13 protein-coding genes are annotated in these 15,618 nt (G+C 57.4%); 10 read left to right on the forward strand and 3 right to left on the reverse strand.

Annotation, left to right across the window (positions count from 1 at the left end; genetic code table 11):
- Positions 1–24: 24 nt before the first annotated feature.
- The 7 genes from aroA to IEN85_RS08945 all read left to right on the forward strand — a co-directional run bounded on the left by aroA (position 25) and on the right by IEN85_RS08945 (position 5,561).
- On the forward strand, positions 25–1,359 hold the full coding sequence (aroA, locus tag IEN85_RS08915; RefSeq protein WP_191616751.1) for a 3-phosphoshikimate 1-carboxyvinyltransferase: 1,335 nt from the start codon (positions 25–27) through the stop codon (positions 1,357–1,359).
- A 53-nt stretch (positions 1,360–1,412) separates the two neighbouring features.
- The gene (gene cmk / locus IEN85_RS08920; RefSeq protein WP_191616752.1) at positions 1,413–2,081 is read left to right on the forward strand and encodes a (d)CMP kinase; all 669 of its coding nucleotides are present in this window, start codon (positions 1,413–1,415) and stop codon (positions 2,079–2,081) included.
- Between the two features lies 1 nt (position 2,082).
- Positions 2,083–2,736, forward strand: a complete 654-nt coding sequence (locus IEN85_RS08925) for a lysophospholipid acyltransferase family protein (RefSeq protein WP_191616753.1) — start codon at positions 2,083–2,085, stop codon at positions 2,734–2,736.
- 65 nt (positions 2,737–2,801) lie between these two features.
- Entirely contained in the window at positions 2,802–3,551 is a 750-nt protein-coding gene (locus IEN85_RS08930) for a hypothetical protein (RefSeq protein ID WP_191616754.1), read from the forward strand.
- An 11-nt stretch (positions 3,552–3,562) separates the two neighbouring features.
- Complete coding sequence (locus IEN85_RS08935) at positions 3,563–3,712, forward strand: hypothetical protein (RefSeq protein ID WP_191616755.1); 150 nt, start codon at positions 3,563–3,565, stop codon at positions 3,710–3,712.
- Between the two features lie 142 nt (positions 3,713–3,854).
- On the forward strand, positions 3,855–4,571 hold the full coding sequence (gene rsmI, locus IEN85_RS08940) for a 16S rRNA (cytidine(1402)-2'-O)-methyltransferase (RefSeq protein ID WP_191616756.1): 717 nt from the start codon (positions 3,855–3,857) through the stop codon (positions 4,569–4,571).
- Between the two features lie 81 nt (positions 4,572–4,652).
- Positions 4,653–5,561 (forward strand): Ppx/GppA phosphatase family protein, encoded by a 909-nt coding sequence (locus IEN85_RS08945; protein ID WP_191616757.1) that lies wholly within the window; start codon positions 4,653–4,655, stop codon positions 5,559–5,561.
- Between the two features lie 18 nt (positions 5,562–5,579).
- On the opposite strand, the gene IEN85_RS08950 is transcribed toward IEN85_RS08945, so the two are convergent.
- The 3 genes from IEN85_RS08950 to IEN85_RS08960 all read right to left on the reverse strand — a co-directional run bounded on the left by IEN85_RS08950 (position 5,580) and on the right by IEN85_RS08960 (position 9,907).
- On the reverse strand, positions 5,580–6,578 hold the full coding sequence (locus IEN85_RS08950; protein ID WP_191616758.1) for a tetratricopeptide repeat protein: 999 nt from the start codon (positions 6,576–6,578) through the stop codon (positions 5,580–5,582).
- A gap of 204 nt (positions 6,579–6,782) precedes the next feature.
- Positions 6,783–9,356: a M16 family metallopeptidase gene (locus IEN85_RS08955; RefSeq protein ID WP_191616759.1), complete on the reverse strand. Its 2,574-nt coding sequence runs from the start codon at positions 9,354–9,356 to the stop codon at positions 6,783–6,785.
- A gap of 107 nt (positions 9,357–9,463) precedes the next feature.
- A complete protein-coding gene (locus tag IEN85_RS08960; protein ID WP_191616760.1) occupies positions 9,464–9,907 on the reverse strand; it encodes a Minf_1886 family protein in 444 nt (147 codons plus the stop codon).
- 213 nt (positions 9,908–10,120) lie between these two features.
- Here IEN85_RS08960 and IEN85_RS08965 point away from each other — a divergent pair, with 213 nt between their 5' ends.
- From IEN85_RS08965 to mog, 3 genes are all read left to right on the forward strand, one after another.
- Positions 10,121–11,206, forward strand: a complete 1,086-nt coding sequence (locus IEN85_RS08965) for an efflux RND transporter periplasmic adaptor subunit (protein ID WP_191616761.1) — start codon at positions 10,121–10,123, stop codon at positions 11,204–11,206.
- A gap of 108 nt (positions 11,207–11,314) precedes the next feature.
- Entirely contained in the window at positions 11,315–14,944 is a 3,630-nt protein-coding gene (locus IEN85_RS08970; RefSeq protein WP_318186598.1) for an efflux RND transporter permease subunit, read from the forward strand.
- Positions 14,945–15,004: 60 nt separating this feature from the next.
- Positions 15,005–15,544, forward strand: a complete 540-nt coding sequence (mog, locus tag IEN85_RS08975; RefSeq protein WP_191616762.1) for a molybdopterin adenylyltransferase — start codon at positions 15,005–15,007, stop codon at positions 15,542–15,544.
- The last annotated feature ends 74 nt before the right edge of the window (positions 15,545–15,618 follow it).

Consider the following 15,618-nt stretch of genomic DNA (forward strand, 5'->3'; position numbering starts at 1 on the left):
GCTCCGCGGGCGTCAATGTCTCCCATGCAAGATCCCTATCCAGTCACCCCCTTTACCACGCCCGTCCGCGGCAGCGTCACCGTGCCCGGTTCCAAGAGCATCACCAATCGGGCTCTCATTATCGCCGCCCTCGCCGACGGCGAAACGCTGCTGCAAAACTGTCTCTTCTCTGAAGACACCGAAATCATGGTCAATGCCCTGCAAGACCTAGGCTTCGACGTGCAGCCCGACCCGGCCGCTAAAACCATTCGCGTAGTCGGGCTCTCCGGCCAAATTCCCAACAAACAAGCCGAGCTCTTCGTCGGCAACTCAGGCACCTCCGCCCGCTTCCTCACCGCATTCCTCTGCCTCAGCAAAGGAGGCGACTACACTCTCGACGGGGTCCCGCAAATGCGTAAGCGTCCGATCGCCGACCTCGCCGAGACGCTCAACCAACTCGGAGCCAACATCGAAACCACCGACGGATTCGCCCCGCTGCGCATCCGCTCCAACGGACTCGCCGGCGGACGCGCCTCCATCGACGCCTCATCCTCCAGCCAATTCGTATCTGCCCTCGTCATGGCCGCCCCCTACGCTTCCAAGGGCATCGAAATCGTCATGGAAGACACCTCCGTGCGCCGCAGCTACATCGACATGACCCTCGCCATGCTCAAGCAGTTCGGCGTGCCAAAGTCCGCCCTTGCCGCCTCGGAAGAAGGCTACTCCATTAAGCACCACACCCCCTACCAAGCCAAGCCCGACGGCTACCTCGTCGAGGGCGACGCCTCCGCCGCCTCCTACTTCTTCGCCCTACCCGTCGCGGTCACCGGCGAGCTCGAAATCCATGGCGTCACCAAAGAATCGCTACAAGGGGATATCGCCTTCGCCGGCCGCATGGAGGAAGCCGGAGCCTACGTGGTGTGGAACGAAACCTCCGCCACCGTGCACTACGAGCCTGGAGCTCAGCCCGAATCTCTCGAAGGCAGCTTCTACCCCTACTCCGACACCTTCCTCACAGCCGCAGCAGTAGCGCCGCTTTTCAACGGCACCACCACCATCGAAGAGATCGGCCACACCCGCCACCAAGAGTGCGACCGCATCGCCGCCATGGCTGACGGCCTGCAACTCCTCGGACAAGAAGTCAAAGAGACCGAGGGCTCTCTCTCCATTACCCCGCGCCCCCTCCAGCCCGGCACCGTAGCCACCTACCACGACCACCGCGTGGCCATGAGCTTCGGCATCCTCGGCTGCTACGACGCTCTCGGCAACGGCCAGCCCTGGCTGCAGGTCGAAGACCCAACCTGCTGCAAAAAGACCTTCCCAGACTTCTTCCAAGTATTGGAAAAGCTGAGACAAGACTCGATCAATTCCGCCCAGTAGGGCTGGCGCTTGCGCCACGCCGCACCCACCCGATCCCACTCGCCACTCGTCACATGTCCAAAAAAGACTTCATCATCATAGCCGTCGACGGAGGGGCTGCCGCTGGCAAAAGCTCCACTTCCCGCGCCCTCAGCAGCAAATTCGACCTCATGCACGTCGATACCGGCTCCTTCTACCGAGCGACCACCGTCAAGCTCCTCGAAGCAGGTGTCGCTCCCGAAGCAGGCCCCGCCATGGACGCCGCGCTCGCAAAGCTAGAACTCGGCACCTACATCGACGAAAACTCCGCCTACATCGTAGTCAACGACTGGATACCCGACGAATCCATCCGCAGCGAGGAGGTCAACGCCAACGTCTCCCAATACGCCGCCATTCCCGAACTGCGCAAGTTCCTCTTCGACTACCAACGCGACCAAGCGAACATCGCCCGCGAAGAGGGCTTCGCCGGACTCATCATGGAAGGCCGCGACATCGGTTCCGTCATTTTCCCCGACGCCGACCTGCGCCTCTACCTCTACGCCGACCCCGCCAAGCGAGCCGCCCGCCGGGCTGCCGAAGGTCTTAGCGACAGCATCGAAAAGCGCGACCAAATGGACAGCAGCCGCAAGACAGCCCCCTTGTCCATCCCCGAGGGGGCCACCCTCGTCGACTCCTCCGAAATGACGCTCGAAGAAGTGGTCGAACACGTCTCAGACCTCGTATCCAAGGCTTACCTACAATAATATGCCCGCTCCCTACTCGCCAACCATCTACCACGCCAGCAAGACTTTCGCGGCCGGAGTCCTCAGCCAGCTCCTCATCGGCGACGTGGAAGGCATGCGCAACGTCCCCGCCAAAGGCGGCGTCATCCTCGCCGTGAACCACGCCAGCCACTTCGACCCGCCTCTCATCGGCTGCCTGCTTCGCCGCCATATCAACTTTTTTGCCCGTAAAACCCTCTGGTTCAACAAAGCCGCCAGCTGGTGGCTCGACAGCGTAGGGACCATTCCCGTCGACCGTGACGGCGACTCTGACATCAAGGCCATGAAAGCCACCCTCTCCACCCTCAAAAACGGCGGACTGCTTTCCCTCTTTCCCGAAGGAACCCGCAGCCCCGACGGCAAGCTGCAAGCCGCCAAACCCGGCATCGGACTCATCGCCGCCAAGTCGCAAGCGACTGTCATCCCCTGCCGCATCTTCAATTCCAACAAGGTCCTCTCCAAAGGGAAGGTCTTGCCTAACTTCAACCTCAGCGTGCACATGCGCTACGGGAAGCCGCTTCCCCCATCCGCCTACGACCCCGGCCGCGAAGCCGGCAAGGAGCGCTACCAAATCGTAGCCGACCGCATCATGGCCGAAATCGCCAAACTCACCCGCCCCCGCCCTCAAGCTATATAACAGGCGGCACTGTCCGCGAAAAAACAGCTTTCCTCCGCAAAAGCAGAAACCTAGCATTACCCGCAATGAAAGTAATCACCCGCACCCTACAAGCTTTGGCCGTTCTCGGAGCCATCGCAGCCGGCGTGTTCTACTTTCTCGCCAAGAACGAGTACCAGTCCCTCGATACCAACCTCCAGTCCCTAAACGCTTCCCTGAAAGCCGAAAGGACTCGCGTGCAAAAGCTGCAGAAGGAGAACGCCGCCCAAGCGGAAACCCTAGCCGCCCAAGCCGACGAAATCCAGAAGCTCACCGCCGATTCCCTGCTCGCCAACAATCAGCTCCTGCAAATCCAACGCGAAAACAAGCGCCTCGCCGACGAGCGCGACGCCCAGGAGATCGCCGAGCGCCGCCTGCAAAAAGAAAACAGCCGCCTCACCCAAGAGGTAAATGTCCTGAAGGCCACCAGCGTACCCCAAGAGGAAATCGCCAACTACGAGCTCGCCATCGCCAACCTCGAGCGACAAGTCCTCGAGCTCCAGCAAACCCAACCCCTGCAACAAGTTAGCTCAATCCTTCCAAGCTCGATCCCGGCAGATCCCTCCCTCCGGGGCAACGTGCTCACCGTGGGGAAAGGCGCCTCCTTCGTCGTTTTGGACATCGGTTACAGCGACGGCGTGCGCCTGCAGAATGAACTTTACGTTCAGCACGCTGACACACCTATAGCCAAAATACAGGTCACCGAGGTGAAGGAAAACTTGAGCATCGCCCGAGTTCTGCCAGAGTCCTTGGTCAAGACTCCGCAAACAGGAGACTCCGTCTCCAGCCTCAACTGACTTCTACAAGCATGAAAAAGTTCATCTCCATCATCCTCGCTGCCGCGAGCATCGCGTCCCTTTTCTACGTCACCGGTTGCGCCGACCCAGACGAGTCCACCATTCCTTGGAGCCGTCCAAAGGACTGGGAAGGCGGCGTTCCCGGCATGGGCAGCAACTAAAATCAGCATCCACTGGAAAGAATCTCCCATGAGATTCGAAAACAAGTAGCGGATCTCGCAAGGGATCCGACTTTTTTTTGCAAAACTCAAACAAGGCGGGACCTCCGCTCCGCGGGCGTCACAAGTCCGCGCCTTAACAGAAATGTCCTCCGACAATCCCTCCCTCACTCCCGAACCCGGCCACCTATACGTGGTCGCCACTCCCATCGGAAACCTCGCCGACATCTCTGAACGCGCCCTCGCCCTGCTCTCCAAGGTCGACTGCATCGCTTGCGAGGACACCCGCACCACGGGGGCAATGCTCACGCGACTCGACATACGCCGCCCTCTTTTCGCCTACCACGACCACAACGAAAAACGGGCCGCCGACTCCATCGTAGCCAAACTGCAAGCTGGCGAATCCGTCGCCCTCGTGTCCGACGCCGGAACTCCCGCCATCTCCGATCCCGGCTTTCGAGCGGCTCGCGAATGCCAACGGCTCGGTCTCCCCGTCATCCCCGTGCCCGGAGCCTGCGCCCTAACGTCCCTCCTTAGCGTCAGCGGACTCCCCACCGATGCCTTCTTCTTCGCCGGATTCTTACCACCCAAGTCAGCCGCCCGCCGTCGCTTCTTCGAAGAGTATCGAGATTTCAAGCACACCATCGCGCTCTACGAATCTACCCACCGCATCGAGAAGATGACCGCCGAACTTGAAGACGTGCTCGGTCCCCAGCGCGTAGTCTGCATCGGCCGCGAGCTCACCAAGAAATTCGAAACCATCCGCAGCGGCCCCATTTCCCAAATCCGCGAACAAATGGCCACCGCCAGCAAGAAAGGCGAATTCGTCGTCCTCATCGCTCCCGACGGATACGAATTGTAAGGCTGGCAAGCGCCGCCACGCCGCAAACTCCACACCTTCCTTCGAAGCTATCCTGGGCAAAAACAAATCCCTATCTCCCGCATGAAATCAGTCGGCGTCATCGACGTAGGTTCCAACACGATCAAACTGCTGATCGCAAAACCGGGCAAGACCCTGCCCGCCGAAAAAGTTACCTTCGTGGTCGAAGAAACGCGTATTGGCGAAGGCATGACAGGACACCCTCCTGTTATTGACAAAGAAGCGATTGCTCGTGGCTCAGCCGCCATCGCCCGCCTCGTCAAAGCCGCAGCCGACTGCGACTCCCTTTGCATCGTCGCCACCTCCGCGGTACGGGACGCCTCCAACAAGCAGGAATTCGTGAACGCCGTGGAGAAAGCCTGCGGCCACGAGCTGCGTATCCTTTCCGGCGACGAGGAAGCCGCTTTCATCGGCGAGGCCCTCAAGTGCGACCCCGCACTATCGCACCTCGATTCCTTTTCACTTCTGGACCTCGGAGGAGGAAGCCTCGAGTGTATCCAGTTTCTGAACGGGAGACTGAGGGACGCCCAAAGCCTGCAACTCGGGTCCGTGAGACTCGCTTCCATGCTGATCGCCAACCGCGAGGTCCCCTTGGACTCCAGCAATCGCGCCAAGATCACCAACTACGTTAAAGAATGCTGGCTCGCGTCCAAATTTCCCGCGAACTCCAGTCCTTCCGAGGTTGCGGTGCTCACCGGAGGAGCAGCCAAGCACCTCGCGGAAGCCTTAAGCGGAAAAAAGCTGGATGGAGGACTCCACTTCAAGGAGTTCCGCAAGATCGCCCATCACATTTGCGACCTGCCCCTCAACGAACGGGTCAAGAAATACGGAATTCCCGCCAGCCGAGCCGACATTTTTCCAACTGCGATGGCCACCCTGGAGGCGTCTCTCAAACACCTCGGTTGCGAACGCCTCTACTTCACTGAATTCAACCTCCGCTTCGGAGTCGCCGCCAAACTGCTGCACTCGTGAGCTTCTGAGCAATCGGAATCAAGGAGCGCCCTCCTTGAGCTGAGCGATTATCGGGGCAGCCTTGGCTTTAAGCTCCTCTCGAGCCTTGGAACTCAGATAAGCAGCCAAATCTTGGTTGTGGCTGCGCGCCGTCTCGACTCCCATTTCTCCCGCGACATAGGTCCAGAGAAAACACTCTTCGGTATCCTCAAAGTCGGCTCCGGGTACAGAATAGGCCACACCTAGCCAAATCATACTCTCCCGATCCCCTACTTCGATTCCTTTCCTGAAATGGGCAACCGACAACTCAATGTCGAAACTCACCCCCTCCCCAAACAGGTACATTCGCCCGAGACGGTTCCAGGCCCTCGCATCTCCCAACTCCTTGGCCCGGATGAATGCGGAATAAGCCTTGGAGCTGTCCTTGCCCCCACCCAATCCTTGCAAATAACAGTCGCCTACCATCACCGCCGAATAAGCATCTCCGCCCTCCATCGCTTTTTCGAAGTGAGCGAGAGCCAATACAGGATCAGCCTCACAAAACTCGCCGTAGTAGAAGATGTCCCCGAGGTACGCGTGGGCATCAACCACCCCCAATTCGCAGGCTCTCCACAAAAGAGCTTTCGCCTCCTCAAAAGTTTCAGGCTTCAACAACAAATGCGCCTTGGCCTTGTAGGCCTCTGCAGAACCCGCCTCGATGGCGCGATCTAAAAAAGCGAAGGCTTTTTCCCGGTCCTCCTCCACTCCCTCGCCCGCTCCGTACTTTACGCCCACCAAAAGCAGGCAGGTCGGATCCTCGGACTCCGCGCCTCGAAGGTAGAGCTCGAACGACTTGCGAAGATCCGCTTCGCTAGTCGGGTAAAGGGAATAATGCCCCGCCACCACAAGGATAGCGTTAAGGTCTCCTTTTTCAGCCAGAGGTTCCAAAACGGCCAACGCAGAGATCCGCTCCTCGTCCGTTCGCGCCAATCCGTACGCTTGCAGAGCTGACGCTTGAAGCAACTTTTCTTCGACAGCAGAGGAGACCTTCTCAGCCACTTGCCCTACTGCGTGAAGCTCCGTATCGATGCAATCGCCTCCAAGGAAAAACGCAAAGAACACAACCGAGGATCGAGCGGACCGGGAAAGAGCGAGCAACATAAAACCTAAGCTCCATAGATCGTCCGCGAGGTCAACACTCACGAATCCTCAGAAGAATACCCTCCTCGCTTAGCCAGCGAGGAAGGTCGATAGGAAGCCGCCTTAACGCTTGGGCCCGATCACGAGCTCCACGCGATTCTCCGCGGCGAAATAGTTTTTCGCGAACTCGCGTAGCGAATCTACGGATACCGCATCTATCTTCTCGTCATAGATTCGCCACTCGTTGGCAGGAAGGCCGTAGGTCGCATTCAGTACAGCTTGGCTCGCGCAGCTGGAGTTGGTTTGCATGCTCATTCGCTTGGCCGCCTTGAGCCGCTTCTTGCAACGAGCCAACTCGTCCTCCGCAACACCGTCCATCACGCGACGGGTTTCGCGATCCAGTTCGACAATTACTTCCTCAAATCGCTCTGGCGATGTACCAGCATAAAAATAGAACATCGACGTATCCAACCCAACGATACGCGAAGAGCGAACAAAGTAGGCCAAGCTAAGCTTCTCTCGAACACGATCGAACAACTCGCTCGACATCCCCGAAAACAGCTCATCCGCAACCTCGGACACGAAATAGTCGTCCGCCTTCAGTCCTGGACCGGGGTAAGCATGGAAAACGATAGCTTGCTGGCGGTCCATGAACTCGCGATGCACGCCCGGCTCTGCAGGTTTTGCGAATTCGACCTCCCGCTTTGGCAGCGCTGCAGGAAGCAGCTTCTCGAGCAACGCCTCTAGCTTCGCCTTCAGCTCTGTCGCATCGAAGTGCCCAGAAACGCCTATCGTCACGTTTCCGCCTACCACGACCTGCTTCCAGAATGACTTCACGTCTTCCAAAGTGATGGACTCAACTGTATCCAGATCACCACTACCGCTAACTCCAAACGGATGGGCCCCAAAGAATTTCTTGCGCAGGGCACGACGACCAGACGTGACGATGTCGTCGAGGTGCTCCTTGATGCCTGCAATGTGCGAGTCCTTCTCAATCGCAAAGACATCCTCGTCAAAACGGGGGCGCAACAAGGCTTCCTCCAAAAGGTCAAGCGCTAGGTCCAGATCGGAAGGCAACACTTCCATCGCAAAACCTAGACTATTGTTCCCGGAGAACTCGTAGAAACTTCCTCCCACGCCTTCGATCGCCTCGGCGACTTCCAAAGCGCTGCGCTTTTCCGTGTCCTTGGTCATCATCGTCGACAACAAAGCCGTCAGGCCTTGCTTGCCAGCTGGCTCGTAAAGAGCTCCGGCCTGCAAAGCCACACGGATGTGCAAATTTGGAAGGCGCTTGTTTTCGCGCAGCAAAACCTTGCAGCCATTGGGCAAGACCGATTCCTCGAAGTCCAAAGACGCTTTTTCTTGCCCCTCCAAGGTCGTTACTTTTCCGAGTTCCTCCTTGGGATTGAGTGTCACCGTCGTCAATCGTTCCCAACGTATCCACGAATCAAGCACACGTTTCAGATCGGAACTCGTCACCTGAGAGATCCGGTTCAAATAGTTTTTCGCGTAGCCGATATCTCCCACTACGACTTCAGCCGTGCCCAGCCGAGAAGCTTGTCCGGAAGCCGTCTTTCGAGTATTGATCTCCGTCACCAGCAGCTGGCGCCGCACCTTCTCCACGATCTTTTGAGGAAAATCCTCCTCCTGAAGCGACTCCAGATAGCTGCGCATCTCCTCTAAGGCAGCTTCTAGCTTGTCCGGGTCGCAAACCATGGAAACATAAAACACGCCCACATTTCCAGGGGTCCAATTCGACACATCGACATGGTGGACCAATTGCTTTTCTTCGCGCAAGCGCTGGTACAGCAGAGCGCTGTCCCCGCTTCCCAACGCGAGAGCTAAGGCATCGAGAGCCGGCGTGTCCGCATGCGTCAAACCCGGGACTTGAAAGCCCATCGCGACCCTTGAGATTTGCACGTCTTCGTAGAGGTCCGAGCGACGTTCCGAAAGCTGGAGCGGCTCTTCCGGCAAATAGACCGGCGCCAAGGAGCGACGCTGGTAGGCGGCAAAGTGCTTTTCCACCGCAGCTCGCATGTCCGCGACCTGGAAATCGCCGGATACCACCAGCACCGCATTGTTGGGCACGTAGCGTTCCTGATAGTAGTCAAGGAGGTCATTGCGCGAGATTTTGTTAAACACGTCCTTGTATCCAATAATTGGATAGCGGTAGGTGTGCTTGTTGAACGCAGTCTCGAAGAGCGAATGCATGACCTTGCTGTCGGGGTCGTCCTCGCCCATGGCTATTTCCCGATTGATCACTTCGCGTTCCTTGTCGACCTCCTCCGCAGGAAATGTCGAGGCGAAGACCGAATCGCCCAAAACGTCGAGAGCGACCTCCGCATTCTCGGCCGGCATGTCGATGTAGTAGACGGTACGGTCGAAGGTGGTGTAAGCGTTGATATACCCGCCGGACTCGTGCACGAGGCGGGCGATTTCCTTGCCCGGACGCTTATCCGTTCCCTTGAAGAGCATGTGCTCGACAAAGTGGGAAATGCCGGAACCAAGAAAACGATCCTCGTGCATGCTGCCGGTCTTCACCCAAACCTGCACCGAGCAGACTGGCGAAGCGTTGTCGGGCTTCAGCAAAACCGTGAGCCCGTTTTCCAAGAGGTAGCGGTGAACCGGCTCCTTCATCAGAGGAGCGATCATAGCCTGTCCCGCGTCCAGCGAGCGATTATTAGGAGAATCAATCATAGCGATAAGACTTTGGAGGGACGACTTCCACGTCGTCCGCAATGCAAATTAAAAAAACGGTTACGCTGCTCAGAACGATCCACACTCCAGACTCGCCGGTCGCTCGCTTAGAGCGAATCGATCGAGCGGTAGCTGGGACGCTTGAGGAAACGTTTCTTCGGTTTGAAGGGCTTTTCGAATGCCTCTTCGAAAGTATAGGTGGCGGCGAAGTCTTCCCGGGCGTCGTTCTCGTTTTTGCTGAAGACGCCGTATTCGATCAGGTTAAAAACCATCTCGCCAAAATCCTCACATCTCGTTATCCCCCAGGATGTTAGAATGTAGTAGGTCATCGGTCCGTATTGGTCTAGCGCATACTCGCGAATCCCATCCAAGAGCTCCTGGCCCGAAACGTGCCGCTTGGCCGCCTTGGTAACTACCTTGCCCTGACGCTTGCGCTCCCGGTCTATGGTGAAGTTCAAGGCCTTCTGCAGAAAGAGGTAACCGTTCTTCGCATAGCGCGGATCCTCTTTGACGATGAGGCTAACAACTTCCGTAAAATCGTGCTCTTTCATTATGGTAACGCAACCCGCCCCTAACGAGAGGCAAACTTTTCTAGAGAGAACCCCAGTTGCGCGGGGTTGTACTGTCAATCTCGCAAAAAGAAAGTTGAGCCCCTTTGTCGCAAGCTGCAGTCATTTTTCGTAACCATTCGAATCCTCCTTGCGTAAGGGAGGCTGAATCAAGCTAACCTCCGATTCGCCATTTCCCTCTGACCTAGCCATTTGATGAAAACCAACCTCACGATCGCGACCCTCATCGTCGTCATACTTACCCTCTGGATGCTGTTCGGATCCATCGGAGCGAAAACCGATGCCCAAAAGGACGCCGCTGCCGCCCAAGCGGAGAAAGCAGAGGAGAAGCCGCTTCCCAGCGTACGGGTGCGGGAGTCGCGAGCCGAGGAGTTCGCAGCCAAGCTTACCCTGCGCGGCAAAACCCTTCCCTCCCGCGAAAGCGTGCTCAAAGCGGAGGTCGGCGGACAAATCCTGCAAATCGTCGCTCCACGCGGAGGACAGGTCAAAGCCGGCGATCCCCTCATCAAGATCGACCCGAAAAACCTTCCCGAGCAGCTCGAAGCCGCCGAGGCCGTGCTGGCCCAAAGGCAGATGGAATTCGAAGCCGCCCAAAAGCTCCGCTCCAGCGGCTACCAATCCGAAACCCGCTTCGCCGAAGCCGCCGCCGCCTTCGCCAACGCCAAGAGCACCCTCGCCGCCACCCGAATCGCCTTGGAAAACACCACCCTCACCGCCCCCTACGATGGCGTCTTCAACGATCGACTCGTGGAAACAGGCGAATACGTCGCCGTCGGCGATCCCCTCGCCCACTTCCTCGCCCTCGATCCCATGATCGTGACTGCCGAAGCCACCGAACGCGAGATCCAACAGATCGACTCCGATTCCCCCGCCGTCGCCAAGATCGGCGACAAGACGCTCGAGGGTCGTATCCGCTACCTTTCAAAAGCTGCCAACTCCGCCGTGCGCACCTACACCGTGGAGTTCGAGTTCGACAACCCCAACCTCTCCTTCGAAGCCGGAATGACCGCCGACATCGTCGCCACCACCGCAACCCAGATGGCACACAAGGTAACTCCTGCCATCCTCTTCCTCAGCGCCGACACCAACGGCGAGCTCGGCCTGAAGACCATCGACGAGCAAAACGTGGTCAGCTTCCACAAAACCCAAATCGTCGGCACCGACAACGATGGCGTCTGGGTCAGCGGCCTTCCGGAACAAGTCACCCTCATCACCGTAGGCCAAGGCTTCGTCGTTCCCGGGGCCACCGTCGCCCCCGTCGAAGAAAGCAGCATCCAATGATAATGCAGGATCCGTGGGAAGCGGCCTTGCGCCGCGATTCCCCGAGCGAACCAAATCCCTTCTCGCCACCTAGCAGCTAGGACCCAACTCTCCCACTCCCTACACGCAGTGATCGAACTCATTCTCAGTCGCAAGCGCACGGTCAACCTGACGCTTTTCTTCATCTTGGCGGCCGGCCTCTTCGCTTACATAAAGATCCCCAAGGAGTCCGACCCGGACATCACCATTCCCACCATCTACGTCTCCATGTACATGGAAGGCATTTCGCCGGAAGACGCAGAGCGACTCCTCGTCCGCCCCATGGAGCAAGAGCTCTCCAGCGTAGAAGGCGTGAAGGAGATGACCGCTACCGCCTCCCAGAACTCGGCCTCCGTCACCCTTGAGTTCGACGCTGGATTCGATCCCGACACCGCTCTCGCCGACGTGCGGGAAAAGGTCGACCTCGCCAACGCCGAGCTCCCTCAGGCCGCCGAGGAACCGACCGTGCACGAGATCAATTTCTCCCAGTTTCCCGTCATCGTCATCACCCTATCCGGAGACGTGCCGGAGCGCGCCCTGACGAAAATCGCCAAAGACCTCGGCGACGAAATCGAAAGCATCGGCCAAGTGCTGGAAGCTCGCGTTATCGGCGACCGGGAAGAGGTGGTCGAAGTCATCATCGACCCCACCGTGCTGCGCTCCTACAGCCTCTCCCAAGGCGAGATCATCACCTTCATTTCCCGCAACAACAAGATCGTCGCCGCCGGCAACATGGACAAAGGCGAGGGCCGATTCGCAGTCAAAGTCCCCGGGCTTTTCAAAACCGCCCAAGAGGTAATGGACATTCCCGTCAAGAGAGACGGGGACAAGGTCATCAGACTCGCCGACGTGGCCACCGTTCGCCGCACCTTCAAGGACCGCGCCGCCTACGCCCGCCTCAACGGCGAACCCTCCATCGGCATCGAAGTCTCCAAACGCGCCGGCGAAAACGTCCTCGACACCATTGCTGCAGTGAAAGAGCTGGTAGAAAGCACCCGCCCCCTCTGGCCCGACAACCTCACCGTCACCTACTCCCAAGACAAGTCCATCGGCATCCGCGACATGCTGCTCGACCTGCAAAACAACGTCATCAGCGCCATCTTGCTGGTGATGATCGTCGTCATCATTGCCCTCGGCGTGCGCTCCGCCCTCCTCGTCGGAATCGCCATCCCAGGATCCTTCCTTGCTGGCGTGCTCTTCCTCTATGCCATCGGCTTCACCGTAAACATCGTCGTCCTCTTCTCCCTTATCATGGCCGTGGGCATGCTGGTGGACGGCGCCATCGTGGTCACCGAGTTCGCCGACCGCAAGATGGCCGAAGGCCTGCCCAAAGGCAGGGCTTACGCGGAGGCCTCCAAGCGAATGGCCCTGCCCATCATCGCTTCCACCCTGACGACTCTCGCCGCCTTCGCCCCGCTGCTCTTCTGGCCCGGCATCACCGGCGAGTTCATGAAATACTTGCCCATAACCCTTATCGCCACCCTCAGCGCCTCGCTTGCCATGGCCCTCATATTCGTGCCCGCCCTCGGGGCCATCTTCGGCAAGGCCAACAATTCCGACAACGACGCCCTCGACGCCCTCGACGGGGCAAAGAAGGCAGATTTGACCCAACTCAAAGGCTTCACCGGCGCCTACGCCCGCTTTCTCAATAGCGTCATCCGCCACCCCATCCTGCAGCTCTTCGCCTTGGTGGGCCTCTTCATTGGAGTCCTCGTCGTCTACGGCTTCTTCGGCAAGGGCATCGAGTTCTTTCCCGAGGTCGAACCGGAGTTCGCCAGCATGAATATCCGCGCCCGCGGCAACCTCTCCGTCGACGAAGCCAACCTGCTGGTCAAGCAAGTCGAAGACCGTATCCAAGATGTGGATGGCCTCAAATACCTCTACTCCCGAGCCGATCCTGAACTGAGGGCTCAAAACGTGCCAGAGGACACCATCGGTATCATTCAATTCGAATTCACCCACTGGGAAAGCCGCCCCAAGGCGAAAGAAATCTTTGACACGATTCGCCAACGTACCGCGGACCTTGCTGGTATTCATATCGAATTCGCCAAGCCCGACGCCGGCCCACCCGTCGGCAAACCGGTGCAAATTCAGCTCAGCTCTCCTTTCCCAGAGGAACTGAAAGCCGCCACCCAAATCGTAGTCGACAAGTTCGAAGCCACCGAGGGGCTGATCGACGTCACCGACACCCGCGGCGTGGAAGGCTTCGAATGGGAAGTGACCGTCGACCGCACCGAAGCAGCCCGCTACGGAGCCGACATCACCCTCATCGGCAACGAAATCCAAATGCTCACCAACGGCGTCGAAATTGGGGAGTACCGTCCGCTCGACGCCGACGATGAAGTCGAAATCCGAGCCCGCTACCCTTTCGACGAACGTAACCTCGATCAACTCAGCCAACTCAAAGTTGTCACCGATTCCGGGCTCGCTCCCGTATCCAATTTCATCACACAAAAAGCTTCGCCCCGCGTGCAAAAGATCGATCGCGTCGAGCAGCGTCGCGTCTACACCGTTGCAGCAGAAGTCGAGGACGGCGTCCAGCCCGCCCAAATGGTGCAAGAGTTGAAAGACTGGCTACCCAACTCCGGTATCGATTTTTCCCATGTTAAGATCGACTACCGTGGAGAAGACGAAGAACAGCAAGAAGCCATGCTTTTCCTCGAGAAAGCCTTCGTCATCGCGGTCTTCGCCATCGCCATCATCCTCATCACCCAATTCAACAGCATCTATCAAAGCGGACTCATCCTCACTGCTGTGCTCTTCTCCACCTTCGGCGTTTTTATCGGACTGCTCATCACCGAACAGCCCTTCGGGATCGTCATGAATGGCATCGGCGTCATCGCCCTCGCCGGCATCGTGGTCAACAACAACATCGTCCTCATCGACACCTTTAATCATCACCGCAAATCTATAAACGATCCGATTCAAGCAGCATTATTGACCTCTGCCCAAAGATTACGACCGGTCCTTCTTACTACAGTCACTACGATTTTGGGCCTCGTCCCCATGGTTTTCGCCATCAACTTGGACTTCGTCAGTAGACACGTTTCCGTTGGAGCGCCATCGACCCAATGGTGGACTCAACTCGCTAGCTCCATTGCTTACGGGCTTGCGTTTGCTACTGTCCTAACTCTCGTACTAACCCCGACGATGCTTGCGATTCGAGCACCAGTTAAATTTTATGCGTTTAAAATCACCTACAAAGCAGCTGCTTCTCCTGCCGTATTCATAATCTGGTTATGCAATAAGATTTCTCAAAAATCTTGGATAACCGGAACAATACGAATTCTTCCCAGAGTATGGAGAGACACATGTCAGCGAACAATATTAGTCGCCTACGATTTCCTATGGGATAAAGAAGATTTTGAGTACCTTCAAGAGCATAGACTCGGCAACTTCCCACTTACCATTCTCAGAAGGATTCTGAACGTCACATTATTCCTTAGCGGAGTTGGAGCAGGATATTTCTTATACAGCATGTTACGCCTAAGAAGCATTAGAGCAGCGATGCTCACCACAGATAATTTTCAGCATAGAGTAATCAACCGTCTCCCTCTTCAATGGATATCGAACTCCCTCGCTTGGATAGAAATCAAGTTCTGGGAGGATCGGACACAAAGTGAATTTCTTCGAATAAGCGAGGAGCATACAGCTACTGAAGCCAATAAAGAGACTTCGAAGAAGCGTACGCTAAAGATTTTCCGATTACTCCGCAACTAGTCACAACCAATGACTTAAAGCCTACCACTGAACCCGTTTGAGCAATCTGCGAAAAAAAATATGTCCCCCTATAGTCCCCGCATCGGCGTCATCAACATCTCAGACCGCGCCTCCCAAGGCATCTACGAAGATATCCCGGGCAAGGCCTGCTTGGAAATCCTGAAAGAGTGGCTCGTCACCGACTTCGAAACCTCCTACGCCGTCATTCCCGACGAACAGGAGCAAATCGAATCCACTCTCAAGAAATTTGCCGACGAGGAAGGCTGTAGTTTAATCGTAACGACAGGTGGCACGGGCCCCGCTCCCCGCGACATCACCCCCGAAGCCACTGAAGCCGTTTGCGAAAAGATGCTACCGGGGTTCGGCGAACTGATGCGCAGCGCCTCGCTCAAGTACGTGCCCACCGCCATCCTTTCTCGCCAAACCGCTGGCACCCGAGGCCACAGCCTTATCGTCAACCTGCCCGGCAAGCCTAAAGCCATCCGAGAGAACCTGGAAGCCGTCTTTCCAGCCATCCCTTACTGCATCGATCTCATCGGTGGCGCCCGCTTCGAAACCAACGAGGCAGTCATGAAAGCCTTCCGCCCCAAGGGAGCGTAGTGGAGGGATGAGTGAACGTGTCGCTGCGCGCGGCACCACCTTGTCCCCACCCTTTCAACACGCAGCGTTCCCTC

It is taken from the genome of Pelagicoccus enzymogenes (genome assembly GCF_014803405.1).
GTDB lineage: Bacteria > Verrucomicrobiota > Verrucomicrobiia > Opitutales > Opitutaceae > Pelagicoccus > Pelagicoccus enzymogenes.

What these genes read in the sequence shown, in the direction of transcription:
- IEN85_RS08965 (WP_191616761.1), top strand. Translation starts at nt 10,121, where the DNA reads ATGAAAACCAACCTCACGATCGCGACCCTCATCGTCGTCATACTTACC.
- aroA (WP_191616751.1), top strand. Translation starts at nt 25, where the DNA reads ATGCAAGATCCCTATCCAGTCACCCCCTTTACCACGCCCGTCCGCGGC.
- IEN85_RS08935 (WP_191616755.1), top strand. Translation starts at nt 3,563, where the DNA reads ATGAAAAAGTTCATCTCCATCATCCTCGCTGCCGCGAGCATCGCGTCC.
- IEN85_RS08945 (WP_191616757.1), top strand. Translation starts at nt 4,653, where the DNA reads ATGAAATCAGTCGGCGTCATCGACGTAGGTTCCAACACGATCAAACTG.
- mog (WP_191616762.1), top strand. Translation starts at nt 15,005, where the DNA reads ATGTCCCCCTATAGTCCCCGCATCGGCGTCATCAACATCTCAGACCGC.
- IEN85_RS08925 (WP_191616753.1), top strand. Translation starts at nt 2,083, where the DNA reads ATGCCCGCTCCCTACTCGCCAACCATCTACCACGCCAGCAAGACTTTC.
- rsmI (WP_191616756.1), top strand. Translation starts at nt 3,855, where the DNA reads ATGTCCTCCGACAATCCCTCCCTCACTCCCGAACCCGGCCACCTATAC.
- cmk (WP_191616752.1), top strand. Translation starts at nt 1,413, where the DNA reads ATGTCCAAAAAAGACTTCATCATCATAGCCGTCGACGGAGGGGCTGCC.
- IEN85_RS08930 (WP_191616754.1), top strand. Translation starts at nt 2,802, where the DNA reads ATGAAAGTAATCACCCGCACCCTACAAGCTTTGGCCGTTCTCGGAGCC.
- IEN85_RS08955 (WP_191616759.1), bottom strand. Translation starts at nt 9,356, where the DNA reads ATGATTGATTCTCCTAATAATCGCTCGCTGGACGCGGGACAGGCTATG.
- IEN85_RS08960 (WP_191616760.1), bottom strand. Translation starts at nt 9,907, where the DNA reads ATGAAAGAGCACGATTTTACGGAAGTTGTTAGCCTCATCGTCAAAGAG.